At 64.7% G+C, this 15416-nt stretch carries 14 protein-coding genes; 6 read left to right on the plus strand and 8 right to left on the minus strand.

Features of this window, described 5'->3' with window-relative positions; translation table 11 throughout:
* Positions 1-88: 88 nt before the first annotated feature.
* Positions 89-2017, minus strand: coding sequence for an AsmA family protein (locus ACYCVF_RS08090; protein WP_459603400.1), 1929 nt, complete (start codon positions 2015-2017; stop codon positions 89-91).
* Positions 2018-2301: 284 nt separating this feature from the next.
* Between ACYCVF_RS08090 and ACYCVF_RS08095 the strand changes: the two genes are divergently transcribed.
* Together ACYCVF_RS08095 and ACYCVF_RS08100 are read left to right on the plus strand one after the other, a co-directional pair.
* Positions 2302-3009 carry a CoA transferase subunit A gene (locus ACYCVF_RS08095; protein WP_459603191.1) on the plus strand — a complete coding sequence of 236 codons (708 nt, stop codon included), beginning with the start codon at positions 2302-2304 and terminating at the stop codon, positions 3007-3009.
* 74 nt (positions 3010-3083) lie between these two features.
* The gene (locus tag ACYCVF_RS08100) at positions 3084-3734 is read left to right on the plus strand and encodes a CoA transferase subunit B (protein WP_459603189.1); all 651 of its coding nucleotides are present in this window, start codon (positions 3084-3086) and stop codon (positions 3732-3734) included.
* Positions 3735-3861: 127 nt separating this feature from the next.
* Here ACYCVF_RS08100 and ACYCVF_RS08105 read toward each other — a convergent pair whose 3' ends face one another.
* From ACYCVF_RS08105 to ACYCVF_RS08125, 5 genes are all read right to left on the minus strand, one after another.
* The gene (locus tag ACYCVF_RS08105; RefSeq protein ID WP_459603187.1) at positions 3862-5508 is read right to left on the minus strand and encodes an ABC transporter permease; all 1647 of its coding nucleotides are present in this window, start codon (positions 5506-5508) and stop codon (positions 3862-3864) included.
* 55 nt (positions 5509-5563) lie between these two features.
* Positions 5564-6589, minus strand: a complete 1026-nt coding sequence (locus ACYCVF_RS08110; RefSeq protein ID WP_459603185.1) for a Fe(3+) ABC transporter substrate-binding protein — start codon at positions 6587-6589, stop codon at positions 5564-5566.
* A 177-nt stretch (positions 6590-6766) separates the two neighbouring features.
* Positions 6767-7645, minus strand: coding sequence for an SUMF1/EgtB/PvdO family nonheme iron enzyme (locus ACYCVF_RS08115; RefSeq protein WP_459603183.1), 879 nt, complete (start codon positions 7643-7645; stop codon positions 6767-6769).
* Positions 7646-7701: 56 nt separating this feature from the next.
* A complete protein-coding gene (gene nirK, locus ACYCVF_RS08120) occupies positions 7702-8799 on the minus strand; it encodes a copper-containing nitrite reductase (RefSeq protein ID WP_459603181.1) in 1098 nt (365 codons plus the stop codon).
* 439 nt (positions 8800-9238) lie between these two features.
* Entirely contained in the window at positions 9239-9439 is a 201-nt protein-coding gene (locus tag ACYCVF_RS08125; protein ID WP_459603179.1) for a hypothetical protein, read from the minus strand.
* A 164-nt stretch (positions 9440-9603) separates the two neighbouring features.
* Between ACYCVF_RS08125 and hemN the strand changes: the two genes are divergently transcribed.
* Positions 9604-10956, plus strand: a complete 1353-nt coding sequence (gene hemN, locus ACYCVF_RS08130) for an oxygen-independent coproporphyrinogen III oxidase (RefSeq protein ID WP_459603177.1) — start codon at positions 9604-9606, stop codon at positions 10954-10956.
* Between the two features lie 137 nt (positions 10957-11093).
* Positions 11094-11291 (plus strand): DUF1858 domain-containing protein, encoded by a 198-nt coding sequence (locus ACYCVF_RS08135; protein ID WP_459603175.1) that lies wholly within the window; start codon positions 11094-11096, stop codon positions 11289-11291.
* Between the two features lie 109 nt (positions 11292-11400).
* Here ACYCVF_RS08135 and ACYCVF_RS08140 read toward each other — a convergent pair whose 3' ends face one another.
* Positions 11401-12111 carry a Crp/Fnr family transcriptional regulator gene (locus ACYCVF_RS08140; RefSeq protein WP_459603173.1) on the minus strand — a complete coding sequence of 237 codons (711 nt, stop codon included), beginning with the start codon at positions 12109-12111 and terminating at the stop codon, positions 11401-11403.
* Between the two features lie 129 nt (positions 12112-12240).
* On the opposite strand from ACYCVF_RS08140, the gene ACYCVF_RS08145 reads away from it, so the two are divergent.
* The gene (locus ACYCVF_RS08145; RefSeq protein ID WP_459603171.1) at positions 12241-13452 is read left to right on the plus strand and encodes an NnrS family protein; all 1212 of its coding nucleotides are present in this window, start codon (positions 12241-12243) and stop codon (positions 13450-13452) included.
* Here ACYCVF_RS08145 and ACYCVF_RS08150 read toward each other — a convergent pair.
* Entirely contained in the window at positions 13421-14470 is a 1050-nt protein-coding gene (locus tag ACYCVF_RS08150; protein WP_459603399.1) for an AraC family transcriptional regulator, read from the minus strand. The genes ACYCVF_RS08145 and ACYCVF_RS08150 overlap by 32 nt on opposite strands.
* A gap of 204 nt (positions 14471-14674) precedes the next feature.
* Between ACYCVF_RS08150 and ACYCVF_RS08155 the strand changes: the two genes are divergently transcribed.
* The gene (locus ACYCVF_RS08155; RefSeq protein WP_459603169.1) at positions 14675-15295 is read left to right on the plus strand and encodes a response regulator transcription factor; all 621 of its coding nucleotides are present in this window, start codon (positions 14675-14677) and stop codon (positions 15293-15295) included.
* Positions 15296-15416 lie beyond the last annotated feature (121 nt).

Raw genomic sequence — 15416 nt, forward strand, 5'->3', positions numbered from 1 at the left:
GATCAATTCGCGATGGTCGGCAAATGCCAGAGAGGCGCCGTCCTCAGTTGAAACTCACCTGGGTCAGACGTCAGCCTAGTTGGACTTGTTAGTTGGACTTGGCGTTCTCTTTGGAATTTTCCGCCGTCGGCGATTCCGCCGGCGCGGGACGCTTTCCGCTTCCGGTGATGCGCTCGATCGCGGAGCGCACGGCGTCGCCGCCCTTGCGGTCCTTCAGCATGTCGAGCAGCGGCGCGGAGGCCGGCGAGCGGCGGATGAGACTTTCCGGATCGGGGAAGATCAGCGGATCGTCCCAGGGGCCCTGCACCACGAATGGCAATTCGAACCCCGAGGCGCTGTTGAGGCTCGCCACGCCCTTCATGTCGTATTCGCGCGTCGGCACCGAAGCGGTGCCGGTGAGCGTGATCTTTGCGGCCGGTCCTTCGACGCGGATGTCCTCGGCGGTGGCGATCCCGTCGGAGAATTTCACTGCAATGGTGAGATTGTTGTAGGGCGTCGAGCCGTTGCGGAAATTGCCGCCGCCCGAGAGCGGCCGCCGCTCCAGGCGCTTGAGAAGCTGCTCGGCGTTGAAGCCCGCGATCGCGCCGTCATGCCCGGTCACGGTGGCGCTTCCGTCGAGTGACTGCACGAGGCCGAACGGGCTCGAGCCGGAGGCGAAGAGCGAGACGTTGATGTTGCCGCGGCCGGAGAGCTTGTTGAGTCCGAACAGTTCCGCGGCGCAGGCCTGGAGGTCGACGTCCGTGAACTGGAATTGCGCCTTGATGTCGGCGACGGTGTCGGAGCGCGCGATGCCGAACGAGCCCTTGGCGATCCCGCCATAGACCTGCGCCTCGCCGACCGAGAGCGCCAGCGTGCCGTTGCGCAAATTGGCGCCGATTGCGGTGCGGCCGAGCTTCGTCGGTCCGACCGTCAGCTTGGCCGCCGACAGGCGCATGTCGAGGTCGGTGGTCGACAATGCGTTGAGGTCGAAGAGCTGCCTGTTCCAGTCGCGCGCGCCGCTCGCGAGCAGGCGGAACGTCGAGATATAAGGCGTGAAGTCGAGCGCGTCGGCAGCAAGCGTCGCCTGCAGCGTCTGCCGGCCGTTATTGGCGTAGGTCATGACGCCCTCGGCGGCATTGCCGTCGAGCTCGACATTGACATTGGTGAGTGCGATCGAAGCGCCGACGACGTTGGCGCGCGCCTTCAGCGCGAAGCGGCCGAAGCCGCCGCTGCCGGGCTGCGGCTGCCCGGTCCAGCGCAGTGCGTTGCGCAAGGACGGGCTGTCCACGGTGAGCGTGCCTTCCATCATGGGGCTGGTGCGATTGGCGACGCTGCCGTCGAAGGCGAGCTTGAGCGGCGGGCTGGCGATCCGCGCCTTCAGACCGGAACGGTCGCCGGAAAGGGCGGCGACGAAATCGGAGAAGCTGATCGAGCCGTCGACGCGCTCGCCGCGCCAGTCGAACTGTCCGGTCGCAGCAAAGGAGCGCGAGATCGAAGGCCAGGCCAGCGACAGATCGATGTCCGCGAGCTTCTCGGTGGCATGCGTGACGGCATCCTCGTAGTCGAGCACGCCGTCCTGAACCCGGATCTCGGAGAACGAGACCTGGTTCTCGGCCCCGGGCTTCATGGTGCGCGCGATGGTCTGGATGAAGGGCGTCCAGTTGCTCTCGCCGCCGGGCTTGAGGCTGACATGGATGCGCGGCCGCAGCAGCGTGAGGTCGGCGATCTCGAAACGCTGCAGCAGCAGCGGCAGGAGCCGCAAATTGGCGGTGAGCACGTCGACCTGGAGTGCCGGAGCGCTGGTGCCGCCGCCCTTGAGGCCGACGTCGCGGAAGGAGATGTAGCTTGCCGGCAGTACCGAGATGTCGATGCTGCCTGCGACATTGAGCTCGAGCCCGGTGACGTCGCGGATCTGCGCTTCGACCGCCTTGCGCAGCGCGTCGCGGTTGATGAGCCAGGAGGTCGCGATCAGGGCGATCAGCGCGACGCCGAGCAGCGCCACGATCGGCGTCCCGAGGCGCTTCATTCCTTGGGCCATGGTCAATGGCATGTCCTGATCGGGTTGGTCGTTGGAGCCTGAAGGGCCGGCCGGGAAACCTGCATGGCCGCGCCCAAGTCCTACTGTGTTAAGTCCCGCAACTTGATGGGTTTTCTTGTCGCTTTCAAGGCCGTGGACGATTCTGCCCACCGCGTGGGCAGCTTCTATCACCCGGGGGCGCGGCGGAGAACCCCGTATCATTGACGGCTTTGGAGGATTTCGCCTAATAATCGCCGCCAACAAGGCGCGACGCCCGCAAGCCGAAGGCTCAGAAGGTCATCTGCATGAACAAGGTCTATCCCGACGCCAAGTCGGCGCTCGACGGCATTCTGAAAGACAACATGATGATCATGTCGGGCGGCTTCGGCCTCTGCGGCATTGCGGAGGAATTGTCGGACGCCATCCGCGAGTCCGGCGTCAAGGGCCTGACGGTGGTCTCCAACAATGCCGGTGTCGACGGTATCGGCCTAAGCCGCCTTCTCGAAACCCGCCAGATCAAGAAGATGATCTCGTCCTATGTCGGCGAGAACAAGCTGTTCGCCCAGCAATTCCTCGCCGGCGAGCTGGAACTCGAATTCAATCCGCAGGGCACGCTGGCCGAGCGCATCCGCGCGGGCGGCGCCGGCATCCCGGCCTTCTACACCAAGACCGGCGTCGGCACGCTGATCGCCGAAGGCAAGGAAGTGAAGGAGTTCGACGGCGAGAAGTACCTGATGGAGCGCGGCCTGTTCGCCGACCTCGCCATCGTGCATGCCTGGAAGGGCGACACCGCCGGCAACCTCATCTACCGCAAGACCGCGCGCAATTTTAACCCGATGATGGCGACCGCCGCCAAGATCACGGTAGCCGAGGTCGAGCATCTGGTTCCGGCCGGCGAACTCAACCCCGATCACATCCACACGCCCGGCATCTTCGTGAAGCGCATCGTCGAGGTCGGCACCGCCAGGAAGCGCATCGAATTCCGCAACACTCGCCCGCGTCCGGCAGCTTGAGCCGCATGATCCGCAGAACTGGACACCGGACTTCCCAAGAGATCATGCGCAACGTAGGACTACAGGAGAGCTAGATGGCCTGGACTCGTGAACAGATGGCCGCCCGCGCCGCGAAGGAACTGCGCGACGGCTATTACGTCAATCTCGGCATCGGCATCCCGACGCTGGTCTCGAACTATATCCCGGACGGCATGGACGTCAGCCTGCAGAGCGAGAACGGCATGCTCGGCATGGGTCCTTTTCCCTATGAGGGCGAAGAAGACGCCGATCTCATCAACGCGGGCAAGCAGACCGTGAGCGAGCTGCCCTCGACCTCCTATTTCTCCAGCGCCGATTCCTTCGGCATGATCCGCGGCGGCCACATGGATCTGTCGATCCTCGGCGCCATGCAGGTGGCCCAGAACGGCGATCTCGCCAACTGGATGATCCCCGGCAAGATGGTCAAGGGCATGGGCGGCGCGATGGATCTCGTCGCCGGCGTCAAGCGCGTCATCGTGGTGATGGAGCATTCGGCCAAGGACGGCCCGAAGCTGCTGAAGAAGTGCAACCTGCCGCTGACGGGCGAGGGCGTCGTTGACATGGTCGTCACTGATCTCGCCGTGTTCACCATCGACAAGCACGGCAGCGGCGGCATGGCCCTGATCGAGCTCGCCGACGGCGTCTCGCTGGACGAGGTCAAGTCCAAGACCGAAGCGGAATTCCGCGTCGCGCTGAAGAACACGTAAGACGCTGGGGCGCGCATCACGATACGGTCTGTGCGTCCTCACGATTTTTGTTCAGCGCGATCAGATTGGGCGATGACAACTCAATCGGTCGAAGCGCCACGGATGCACGGACGATATGCTCATGCCTTCAAGCGGGCCCGCTCGGCACCTCGGAGAACCGGGTGAGCCAGGCGACCGGGCCGATGCTGGCGGCGATGATCAGGAGGGCCGCGAGCGCGCCGTCCTCGAAATTGCCGCGGCTTGCGAACTGGTAGACCGACGTCGACAGTGTTTCGACGTTGAGGGGCCGCAGGAGCAGCGTTGCCGGGAGCTCCTTCAGGCAGTCGACGAACATGATGATGACGGCGCCAAGCATCGCGGGCTGGAGCAACGGCAGATAGATCTGCCTCAACATGATCGCCTGGCCAGCGCCGACCGAGCGCGCGCTCTCGTCATAGTCGCGCGGAATGCTGTCGAACCCGGCCTTGATCATGCCGACCGGCACGGCCAGGAAACGAATAGTATAGGCGATGACGACGGCCATCCCGGAGCCGACCAGGATCAGCCCGGGGAGGGACCATCCGATCCAGGTGGCGATCGCGCTCAGCGCATTATCGACCGCCAGTACCGGGGTTAGCAGGCCCAGCGCAATCACCAGACCCGGCAGCGCGTATCCGGCCTGCGCGATGCTCATCGCCAAATATTGCAGAGGATCCGGCCGAAAGCGGTGCGCGATCGTCGTGGCGAGCGCAAGCATCAGCGCGATCAGCGTCGCGATCGCTGCAAAGGCAAACGAATGGAAGGTATGGCGCCACAGCAGCGGGTCGAAATTCGCGAGCAGTCCGCGTCCGAGAGCCTGATGCGCCAGATAGAACAGCGGCACGACGAAGCCGATCAGCACCGGCAGCACGCAGACCGCGAACGCGATCCACGCTCTTGCGCCCATAAGCGGAGTCCGCTGCCTCACATGCGGGCTTTCGGCCGAGAATTCGGTATTGGCGTTGCGGCGGCCGTAACGCTCCATCGCGATCAGGCCGGCGACGATCGCGAGCATCAGGCATGCGAGTTGCGCCGCACCGGCAAGGCTGCCGCGGTTGAGCCAGGTGGTGAAGATCGAGACCGTCAGCGTGCGGATGCCGAGATATTCGCTGGCGCCGATGTCATTGAGCGTTTCCAGCGCGACCAGCGCCACGCCGACCGCGAGCGCCGGGCGCGCCATCGGCAGTGAAACGCGCCAGAAAACAGTCCATCGGCCCGCGCCCAGCGTCGTGGCCGCCTCGGCGAATTCGGCAGACTGGACCTGAAACGTCGCGCGCGCCGACAGATAGACGTAAGGATAGAGCACGAGCCCGATCACGAAGATGGCGCCCGGCAGCGAGCGCAGGTTGGGCAGATGGCCGAGGGCATCGGGCAGCGGCAGCCAGATCGCCAGCGTGCGATGTACCAGGCCGAGCGGTTCGAACAGGTCGGCATAAACGTAAGCCGCAAGATAGGTCGGAATCGCCAGCGGCAGGGGCATCAGCCACAGGAGCATGCCCCGGCCAGCAAAATCGTGACGCGATATCACCCATGCCGTGCCGGCGCCGATCAGAAGTGTGAGCGCGCCGACCCCGACGAGCAGAAGGGCGGTGTCCAGGAGGGCGGCCGGCAGCACGTAGTTGATCAGGTCGTGCCACACATCGGGCGCCGGCTGCAAGGCCAGCGAAACGATCGAGATCACGGGCGCCGCGACCAGGATCGCGGTTGCGATCGCGATTGCGGTTGCGGCGCGCCCGGCGTGGGCGCGGCCTCTCAAACGAGGCCGCGCGCCCGAAGCTTCTGCCACTTTGAGAGAGGAGGGCCGCCAGAGATCAGTTGTCAAAGCCGACCTTGTCTACCAGCGAGGCTGCAGCCTTGCGGTTGGCGGCGATCTTTGCGATCGGCAACGGGTCTGGGCCGAGCTTGCCGTAGCCCGCGATGGTAGAGTTGATGGCGACACCGCCCCGAACCGGATATTCGTAGTTCTGGTCGGCATACATCTGCTGCGCCTGCTCGCTAACGAGCCACTCGATCAGCTTGATGCCGTTGGCCTTGTTGGGCGCGTGCTTGGCGAGCAGCACGCCGGAGAGATTGACGTGGGTGCCGCCGCCCTCGAAGGTCGGCAGGATGACGCGGGTCGCCTCCGCCCACGGTTTCTTCTCGGGATCGTTGTTCATCATCAGCGCCCAGTAATAGGTGTTGCCGATGCCGATGTCGCACTTGCCAGCGGCAACGTCACGCGCGGCTTCGCGATCGCCGCCCGACGGCTTCTGCGCGAGATTGGCCTTCACGCCGCGCAGCCATTCCTCGGCCTTGGCCTCGCCGTACTTGGCCGTGTATGCCGCGAACAGGGCGTTGTTGTAGATGTGCTGGCCCGAGCGAATGCAGATCTTGCCCTTCCACTTGGGATCGGCGAGCTCCTCATAGGTGATCTTGTCCTGCTTGACGCGATCCTTCGAGGCATAGATCACGCGTGCGCGCATGGAGATGCCGGCCCAGTGTCCCTCCGGATCGCGATACTGCGCCGGCACGACCTTGTCGACCAGCTCCGACTTGATCGGCTGGGTGACGCCGGCCTGCACGGCCTCGTCGATGCGGCCGATGTCCACCGTCAACAGCACGTCGGCCGGACTGTTGGCGCCTTCCGCCTTGATGCGCTGTTCCAGACCGGAGCTTGCGGAGACGACATTGACCTTGATGCCCGTATCCTTGCTGAAGGCGTCGAACAGCGGTTGGATCAGCTTGGTCTCGCGATAGGTATAGACGTTGACCTCGCCATTGGCGGCTGCTTTCGACACGAAGGATAAGGTCAGGCTCAACATCGCCGCGGACGCGGCGAGGACGCGAAGATTGATCATAAAGGCTGCTCCCAGGCGGGCAATTGAACGCCCGATTGAGTAGCGCAGGCGCTGTGGCAAAGTCAGCGACGCGATGTCGCGAGAGACATGACTTAGAGGGATTCCAATATTGCCTACTTTAGATCGATTCTAATATGGATCGAGACGTTGCCGGGAAAACGATGCGCGCCGCTATCATTATGATTTTGCCGGCCACGTCTTGCTCAGGCGCTGCGACACGCTGACCAGCCATGACGTCTCCTCCCGAACCAACCGAAAACCGAGATTGGCGGGCGGCACGCCTTGGGCGCAGCCGCCGGCGCGGGCGTCGCGGATGAAATCGGTGACATAGGCGCGGTGGGCACCTTCGGCGATACGCACGCCGCAGTTCACGGTCGGGCGGCCGGCATCGCCGGCCTCGTCGATCCGCGAGCGCACGAAGCAGGTCGCGGTCCATTCCCAGACGTTGCCGGCGAGGTCTTCGATGCCATGCTCGTTCAGGCCGAACTTGCCGAACGGGTGGGCCGTGGTGTCGGAGACGTCGCGTTCGGATTCGCGTTCGTAGCGGCTGATCCAGCGCTTCGAAGGGTCGCTTGCATCGACCGGCAGGCCATCGTCCTTGAATCTGGAGCCGGCGGCAAAGGCCCATTCCTCGTCGCTCGGCAGGCGATAATGATGGCCGGTCTCGCGCGACAGCCAGCCCGCATAGGCCTCGGCATCGTGCCAGCTCACTTGCACCGCGGGGCGATCGGCGGCGATCTCGACGTCACGGTCGAGTGCGCGGCAGGCGCCGTCCTGCACGCAAAGCTGATAGTCGGATGAGGAGACCTGATTCCGCATGACGTGCAGCGGCCGGTCCATCCGGATCGTGCGCAGCGGCGCTTCCGCCTGCTGCCCGCCGTGGGTGAAGTCGCCGGCCTCGCGATATGAGAAGCTGCCGGGGGCGACCGCGACCGTCACCGGCTCGCCTCGCGCGTGGTGCCTCGTCATCTCGGAAGCCAGAGGCGTAAAGGCCAGCGGCCCTGCAAGCCCGGCCGCGCAGGCGAGTGCCAGCTTGAGTTTGAATGCGATCAGCATGGTCCTTCCCCCAGGAAAGAAGGGGCCGGTGATCGATCACCGGCCCCTCGTCGCGCCTAATGGGTGCCGGCAGGCGGTATCTCCGCAGGAGCCTTCACCTGGGTCATCAGATCGTCGTTCCACTTGCCTTCGACCTTGAAGTGCGCGGTGGCGCCGAGATTGGCCGCCTCGATCAGATTGTGCGTGACATAGGCGTAGATGCCGGGTTGCTGGAATTTGTACAGCGCAGCTCCCGCCGACCCGCCGCGGATGAACCAGGTCTCGAGCCCGACCTCAGGTGCATTGCCGAACTTGCCGGTCTCCCAGACGTAATCGCCATGCCCGCCGATCAGATGCGGACGGCTGTCGCGATTAGCCTGCGAATGCACGATCAGCACGTTCTCCCCGACCTTGGCGGAGAGCGCGTTCTTGCCGGTGAGCGCGCCGACCTTGCCGTTGAAGACGACATGGGTGGGGATCAGCTTGTTCATCACCTCTTCCGTGTCGGTAAAGGCTTCGCCGGGCGATTCGTAGGACTTGAAGTTGCCCTTCTCGTCGCGCGGCACGTACATGTCCTGCTCGCCGATATAGTAGACCTTGTCGTATTTCAGCGCGCGGCCCTTGCCGTCGTTCAGCCCGTCGCGCGGCAGCACCATCACGGCACCGTTCATGCCGGAGACGACGTGCCAGGGGATCATCGGGCCGCCCGGTGCGCAGTGATAGACGAACACGCCGGTCTTGGTCGCCTTCCAGCGCAGCACGACCTGCTCGCCGGGATTGACGAGCGTCAGCTCGCCGCCACCGAGCGCGCCGGTCGCGGAATGGAAGTCGATGTTGTGCGGCATGGTGTTGGTCGCGGGATTGACCAGCGTCAGCTCGACATAGTCGCCCTCGTGCACGACCATCAGCGGTCCCGGCATCGAGCCGTTGAACGTCATCGCCTGGAAGGTGGTGCCCTTGTCGTCGATGACGACCTTCTTCTCTTCGACGGTCAGCTTGAACTCGACGATCTTGGGAACCTGCGTCGTGGCCTGCTCATGCGCATGCACGAAGGGCGGAGCGACCAGCTCCACCTTCTGACGTGGCAGCTTGAGATCGCTGGCGGCGAAGGCCGGCGACGCCAACATCAGGGCGGTCGCGGCGGCGCTGATCAATGCGGCTCTGCGGGTGAACATCGGAAGCATCCTTCATCTGAAAAGGTTTTGATGACGGAATGCAGTGTGCGCCGATCGCGGCAGGCGTGTTTGCGCTGCGACAAGCTTTCGCCGTGATTCACCTCCGCGACGAGACTTGGTTCGCCCTCAACATAGAGTGACCGGTGGCCTCACGTTGACCGCCTCTGAAGACGTGATGCGGATGTCGAGCCGAAAGACCCGCGGCCGGGCAGCGGTGTCGACGTTCAGACACGTCACTGATCGTTGCCGAACGTTCGGCGCTTGCGGTTATCAGCGTTGCCCATGTTCGGGATTGCCGAGCCCGACCGCACCGCCCCGGTGCCCAGCGGCAAGTCGTTCGCATCTTCGAGCTGAATGGCGATCTCGCTCCGGTGCGTCCGGACGAGACCGTAACGTCGGTATAGCCTTTTCAGCATCGAGATGAGTGAAGAAGTCTCAGCTAGAGGAGATGCACGGCAAGCCAGACCGTTGCCCAGATCCCCAGCGACAGCACGGCGAAGACGGCGATTGCCGCGGCCAGGGCGCGCACGATGCCGGTGGCAGCTGATGTGGCCGGGGCCGGCCGGAAGTCATCGAAACGCGGAATATGACCGCGGATGTCGAGCAGGGAGAGAATGAGTTGGAATGCGAGAAGCCTCATGGCGAACGCTCCGGATGGCCGCGCGAATTGCGCCAATCATGGCCGGGAACCGGCCGCCGCGCTTTGAGCAAGCGCAAAGTCACTTCCGCGCATCCGGGTTAATTGAACTCATTCCGTGATTTGCCGTGAAGTCTGGGCGGCGGAAATTTACGAATGGGTAAGACATGAGAGCTGATCTTGCGGCGATCTATGGCGAGGAACGTCTTCCACGCTACACGAGCTATCCGACGGCACCGCACTTTTCGCCCGTGATCGGACCCGACACCTATGCCCGATGGCTCGCGGAGCTGCCGGCGGGCGCCAGCGCGTCACTTTACCTGCACGTGCCGTTCTGCCGCGAGATGTGCTGGTACTGCGGCTGCCATACCCAGATCGCCCGCCGCGACGAGTTGATCGCCGGCTACCAACGGACGCTGCGCAGCGAGATCGCGCTGGCCGCCGAGACCATCGGCCGTCGCATCAAGGTCGAGCACATCCATTTCGGCGGCGGTACGCCGACGATCATGGCGCCGGAGGCCCTCGTCGAACTGATGGCGACGATGCGTCAGAAGTTCTTCGTACTGCCTTCGGCCGAAATCGCGGTCGAGATCGATCCTCGCACATTGACCGCCGATATGGTCGAGGCCATGCGGCTGTCCGGCGTCAACCGCGCCAGCCTCGGCGTGCAGAGCTTCGATCCCGTCGTGCAGCGGGCGATCAACCGCGTGCAGAGCTTCGGGCAGACGGCTTCCGTGGTCGACATGCTCCGCCGCGCCGGGATCGAGGGGATCAACTTCGACCTGATCTACGGGCTGCCGCACCAGACCGTCGCTTCGTGTCTGGACACCGTGCGGCGCAGCCTCGCGCTCGCGCCCGACCGTTTCTCGGTGTTCGGCTATGCTCATGTGCCTGATTTCAAGAAGCACCAACGCATGATCAACGAGGCGGTGCTGCCCGACGGTCTTGCGCGCCACGACCAGGCCTGCGCGATCGCGAATGCCCTGAAGGAGGCCGGTTACGTGCAGATCGGGCTCGATCATTTCGCGCGCCCCGGCGATTCCATGGCCGTGGCGCTCGAGCAGCGGACGCTGCGACGAAATTTTCAGGGCTACACCACCGACAAGAGTGAAGTCCTGCTCGGCTTCGGCGCCAGCGCGATCGGGCATCTGCCGCAGGGCTATGTCCAGAACGAGGTGCAGATCGGCGCCTATGCGCAGAGCATCGCCGCCGGCCGCCTAGCCACCGCGAAGGGCTATGGGCTGACCGACGACGACCGGCTGCGCGCCGACATCATCGAACGCATCATGTGCGAGTTCGGTGCCGATCTCGGCGACATCTGCGCGCGCCATGGCGCAGAGGCAAGCACGATGCTGAAAGCGGCGGCGCGTCTGAAACCGCTGATCTCTGACGGCATCGTGAGGCTGGATGGCAACCGGCTCGCCGTCGCCAAGGATTCGCGCTTCCTGGTGCGCAGCGTCGCCGCCGCATTCGACGCGCATCTGGATCCGGGGAAGCAACTGCATAGCAGGGCGGTATGAAATCTGTGCTCTCGTCCTAGCGGGGTCGCGACTTCGTCGCGCGCCGGAATGACGGCGGAGGGAAGTAGCGCCGGCTTGCGCTTCAACAAAGAGACTTTCGCCCGCCCCGCTATCGTCAATCCGGAACGGAGTTGTCCATGCCCTTCCGATCCGACGATCTGGTCGATGACATCATGCGCACGGCGCCGCACACGGTCCGCGTGTTTCTCGCCTTCAGGATGGCTTGTGTCGGCTGTCCGATCGCGACCTTCCACACCGTGGATGACGCCTGCCGCGAGCATGGCATCGACCGCCAGGAGTTCCTCGCCGCACTCAGCGATTGCGTGCCGGCGTGAACGTCCGGAATTCGCGCGGACGCGCGCGGATTCGCGGTGAGGGAGCGCTTTCGCCGTCAGCGAAAGCGCCTCTCACCTCCATCTCGAGCGGAGATGTCCTCGGCGGCTCTCACGTCGCGCCGCTGTCGGCGCTCCGCTCCGCCAACACGACAATCTTGTGCGGCTCGCGCAGGACGATGCGCTGGCGGCCGCTCTCGACGAGGCCCTGGCTCTCCCAGCCACTGAGAATGCGGCTGACGGTGTGCAGCGTGGTTCCGGTCATCTGTGCGATGTCCTGGCGGCTGATCGGGAAATCGATCTCGATGCCGTGGTCCAGCTTCCTGCCGGATTGCTTGGCGAGGCGCAGCAGCGCATGCGCGACGCGTTGCTCGACCTGCTGGGTCGACATTTCAAGGATGCGGGTGTGACTCTCCTGAAGCCGCGTGCCGACGGTCTGGAGCGTGTTGGCGGCGATCGCCGGAAACCGCTCGACCAGCCGCGGCCAGGCCGAGGTCGGCCAGATCAGCACGACGCTGTCATCGACCGCCAACGCCGTCGCCGGATAACGCACGGCTCCGATCGCCATCGCGAGGCCGAATGTCTCGCCGGGCGCGACATAGCGCACCACGATTTGCTCGCCGGTCGGCGTGGTCTTGGCTGCGCGGACATGGCCGTGCAGCAGCAGGAAGAAGGATTGCGCGTTAGCCCCCTGCTCGAAGATGGCACTGTTCCTGGGATAGCGCGCCGAGCGGGCCTCACGCAGGATCTCGTCCAGCGCTTCCGGCGTCACCCCGGCAAACAGCGGCAAATGCGCAACCAGCGATGTGTCGACTTTGGCCATTCTGCCTCCTTGGCGCTCGGGAGTGTGATGGCACCTGCAATCGTCAGGTAGTTTGCGATAGCGCAAAGCGGCCCGGCAGGCTGGCAGTATTTTTCCAAGCAACGGAACGAATTCGTTGGAGTTGACCTCATGGCTGGCGCCCGATCCCGCAACTTTGCGGGCTGGCCGCTGTTTGCGAACAGCTTTCGGCCCTTCTTCCTGCTTGCCGCGATCCAGGCGGCGCTGTCGATCCTGGTCTGGCTGCCGACGTTCCACGGAGAATTGTCGGTGAGTTCAGCATTCGCGCCGCGCGACTGGCACATCCACGAGATGCTCTATGGCTTCCTGCCGGCGGTCATCACCGGCTTCCTGTTCACGGCGATCCCGAACTGGACGGGGCGGCTGCCGATCCAGGGCAAGCCGTTGGGGGCGTTGCTGATTGTCTGGCTTGCCGGGCGCATCGCGGTGACGGTGTCGGCCAATATAGGCTGGGCGTTCGCGCTGATCGTCGATGCCGCCTTCCTGGCATTGGTCGTCGCGGCCGCGATGCGCGAAATCATCGCAGGCGGCAACTGGCGCAACCTGCCCGTCGTGGGGCTGGTGCTCGTTCTGCTCGCCGGTAACGTCGCCTTTCATGTCGAAGCGCATTACGAGGGCGCGGCCGATGTCAGCATCCGCGTCGGCATCGGCGTGGTCGTTCTGCTGATCGCTTTGATCGGCGGCCGCATCATTCCGAGCTTCACCCGCAACTGGCTGGTCAAGTTCAATCCCGGCCGGCTGCCCGTGCCGTTCGGGCGCTTCGACGGCGCGGTGATCGGATGCAGTGCGCTCGCGCTCGTCTCGTGGATCGTGGCGCCGCTGAATGTCGTTACCGGTATCGCGATGGCTCTCGTCGGCGGGCTGCACCTGGTGCGGCTTGCGCGCTGGGCTGGCGATCGCACGTTCCGCGAGCGGCTGCTCGTGATCCTGCATGTCGGGTACTTTTTCGTGCCGTTCGGTTTCATCCTGCATGCGCTGGCGGTTTTCGATGTGCTGCCGCCAAGCGCCGGCATTCACGCCTGGATGGCGGGCGCGGCGGGAACCATGACGCTCGCAGTGATGACCCGCGCGAGCCTCGGCCATACCGGACAGGCCTTGACGGCTTCGCCGGCAATCCAGGCAATCTACGCTGCAGTCATCATTGCGGCTCTGGCCCGGATCGCTGCCGTCGTGTTGCCCGCGCATGACGATGTGTGGTTGCACATCGCCGCCTGCGGCTGGGTCGTCGCCTTCCTCGGGTTTGCCGTCGCGTTCGGCCCGCTGCTCGCCGGCAGCCGGTGGCGTGCCCTCGCTACGATGGGCGTGCCCGCTCCGGCGCGCTGAACTCGACTGCAGGCGCCGTCGGAGGCCGCTCGCCCTTGCGCCAGTCGGTGATGGTGCAGCCGAAGCGGTCGCGGAACCAGCGCGCCATCACGCTCTGCGCGGAGAAGCCAAGCTGCACCGCGATGTCGGACAGCGGCCGGCCGGGGTCGTCGATCAGCTGCATCACGAGATCGGCGCGCTGTGCGTCGAGGATGGCCGAGAAGCTGGTGCCTGACGCGGCAAGGCGGCGATGGATGGTGCGGCGGGTGCAGGCGAGATGCTCGGCCACGCGCTCGACCGTGCAATCGCCACTGGCGAGCAGGGTCCGCACCACCTCGTCGACCTTCTCCTCCCAATTTGCCGGCCGGGTCTCGATCGCCTCGATCCGCTTGCGCAGATAATTCGCGATCAAGGGATGCGCGCTTGGGATGCGGCGCTCCATGTCGTGCGCCGACAGCAGGATCGAATCGTCATCCGCATTGAAGGTCACCCGGCATCCGAAGAAGTCGCGGTAGCGCTTGCGGTCGTGCGGCGGCGGATAATGCAGGTGCACCTCCTGCGGCCGCCAATCGCTGCCGAACAGCGACTGGATGATGCGGTGGACGCTGCCGAGCGCCATGTCGATCGACTGTCGGGGCGCGCGCGGCTGCCGGCCTCGCAAGTGCAACGAGACCGTCACGGTCTGCTTGCCGCGCGTCACGTCCAGCCGCATGCCGTCGTGATGGATATGGATGAAGCGCGAGAATGCATCGATGGCCTCACCAACGGTTGCCTGTTCGCGCACGATCAGGCCGACGGCGCCGAAATTGGTCAGGCCGCCGCGCTCGGCCAGGCGCAGGCCGAAATCTTCAGCACCGGAAGCCTTGGCCGACAATTCCAGCAGGCGGCGCAGGCCGGTGACGGCGATGGGGGTATCCGGCTCATCGAGGCAGGCCAGCGGTAGCCTGACCTTGCGCATCATCTGCCTTGGATCGAGCCCGACCGACCGGGCAACCTCCGGGTAGTAGCTCAAGCCTGCGCTGCGAATGAGGTCGGTCATGCGAACCGTTCCTGCCAGCCATGCCCGCAGATGTCCCGAAATGTAAAGTTTCTGTCCCGATCCGTCAAATCCGGGAACAGCTTGGAACATACATAAGGGAAACCGAAGCACTGGCGTGAATGCCGTGCTCATGACGGCGCGGCAGGACGACGGGGCCCGCGGCTGTCTCGGATGATTTGACCAAGACATTGCTGGATCGGGATTATGCCGGGAAACACGCTTTCCAAGGGTGAGGTATTCGTCATTGAAACCGACGCCGCCTCACGCGAACTACTTTCCAAGGCGCTCCAGCAGAGCGCGTATCACGTGATCTGCTTCGCCGACGGTGCATCCCTGCTATCGGAAGCCAAGGCACGGATGCCGGCCTGCGTGTTGCTGGAGATGCCGCCGGATCGCTCCGCGCTCGACGTGCTCAGGCGGCTGCGCGAGGAGAATTGCATGGCGCCGGTCCTGATGACATCGGCAAATGGCAGCATCGCGATGGCCGTCGATGCGATCAGGAGCGGTGCGGCCGACTTCATCGAGAAGCCGTTCCGCACCAGGGACGTCGTCGACCGGATCGATGCCGCCATCGACGAATTCGCGCAACCCGGCGCGACCCGGCAGCGCTGGCTGCCAGGCTGCGAACCCCTGACCGCGCGCGAGGGCGACGTGCTCGAACATCTCGCCGCCGGCCTCACCAACAAGGAGATCGCCCGGCGGATGCATCTGAGCGCGCGGACGGTCGAGGGCTACCGCGCCAGCATCCTGAGGAAGGCCGGCGCCCGCAACGTGACCGATCTGCTCCGCCGGATATTCGGCAAAGGCTTGCAAACAGCAGCCTGAGGCTCGACCGCGGCCGGCGGCGACGCGTTCCGCGGTCATGGTGCTGCCGTAGCGACGCCCCACGGAAACCCCAATCGAACCAGTTCCTTCCCTGCCGCGTCTCATCACGATGGCGAGGCAT

It is taken from the genome of Bradyrhizobium cedriense (genome assembly GCF_054602315.1).

Bases quoted from the DNA above. Each gene is read 5' to 3' on its own strand.
- ACYCVF_RS08090 (WP_459603400.1), bottom strand. From the start codon at position 2,017: ATGGCCCAAGGAATGAAGCGCCTCGGGACGCCGATCGTGGCGCTGCTC.
- ACYCVF_RS08095 (WP_459603191.1), top strand. From the start codon at position 2,302: ATGAACAAGGTCTATCCCGACGCCAAGTCGGCGCTCGACGGCATTCTG.
- ACYCVF_RS08100 (WP_459603189.1), top strand. From the start codon at position 3,084: ATGGCCTGGACTCGTGAACAGATGGCCGCCCGCGCCGCGAAGGAACTG.
- ACYCVF_RS08110 (WP_459603185.1), bottom strand. From the start codon at position 6,589: ATGATCAATCTTCGCGTCCTCGCCGCGTCCGCGGCGATGTTGAGCCTG.
- ACYCVF_RS08115 (WP_459603183.1), bottom strand. From the start codon at position 7,645: ATGCTGATCGCATTCAAACTCAAGCTGGCACTCGCCTGCGCGGCCGGG.
- nirK (WP_459603181.1), bottom strand. From the start codon at position 8,799: ATGTTCACCCGCAGAGCCGCATTGATCAGCGCCGCCGCGACCGCCCTG.
- ACYCVF_RS08125 (WP_459603179.1), bottom strand. From the start codon at position 9,439: ATGAGGCTTCTCGCATTCCAACTCATTCTCTCCCTGCTCGACATCCGC.
- hemN (WP_459603177.1), top strand. From the start codon at position 9,604: ATGAGAGCTGATCTTGCGGCGATCTATGGCGAGGAACGTCTTCCACGC.
- ACYCVF_RS08135 (WP_459603175.1), top strand. From the start codon at position 11,094: ATGCCCTTCCGATCCGACGATCTGGTCGATGACATCATGCGCACGGCG.
- ACYCVF_RS08140 (WP_459603173.1), bottom strand. From the start codon at position 12,111: ATGGCCAAAGTCGACACATCGCTGGTTGCGCATTTGCCGCTGTTTGCC.
- ACYCVF_RS08145 (WP_459603171.1), top strand. From the start codon at position 12,241: ATGGCTGGCGCCCGATCCCGCAACTTTGCGGGCTGGCCGCTGTTTGCG.
- ACYCVF_RS08150 (WP_459603399.1), bottom strand. From the start codon at position 14,470: ATGACCGACCTCATTCGCAGCGCAGGCTTGAGCTACTACCCGGAGGTT.
- ACYCVF_RS08155 (WP_459603169.1), top strand. From the start codon at position 14,675: ATGCCGGGAAACACGCTTTCCAAGGGTGAGGTATTCGTCATTGAAACC.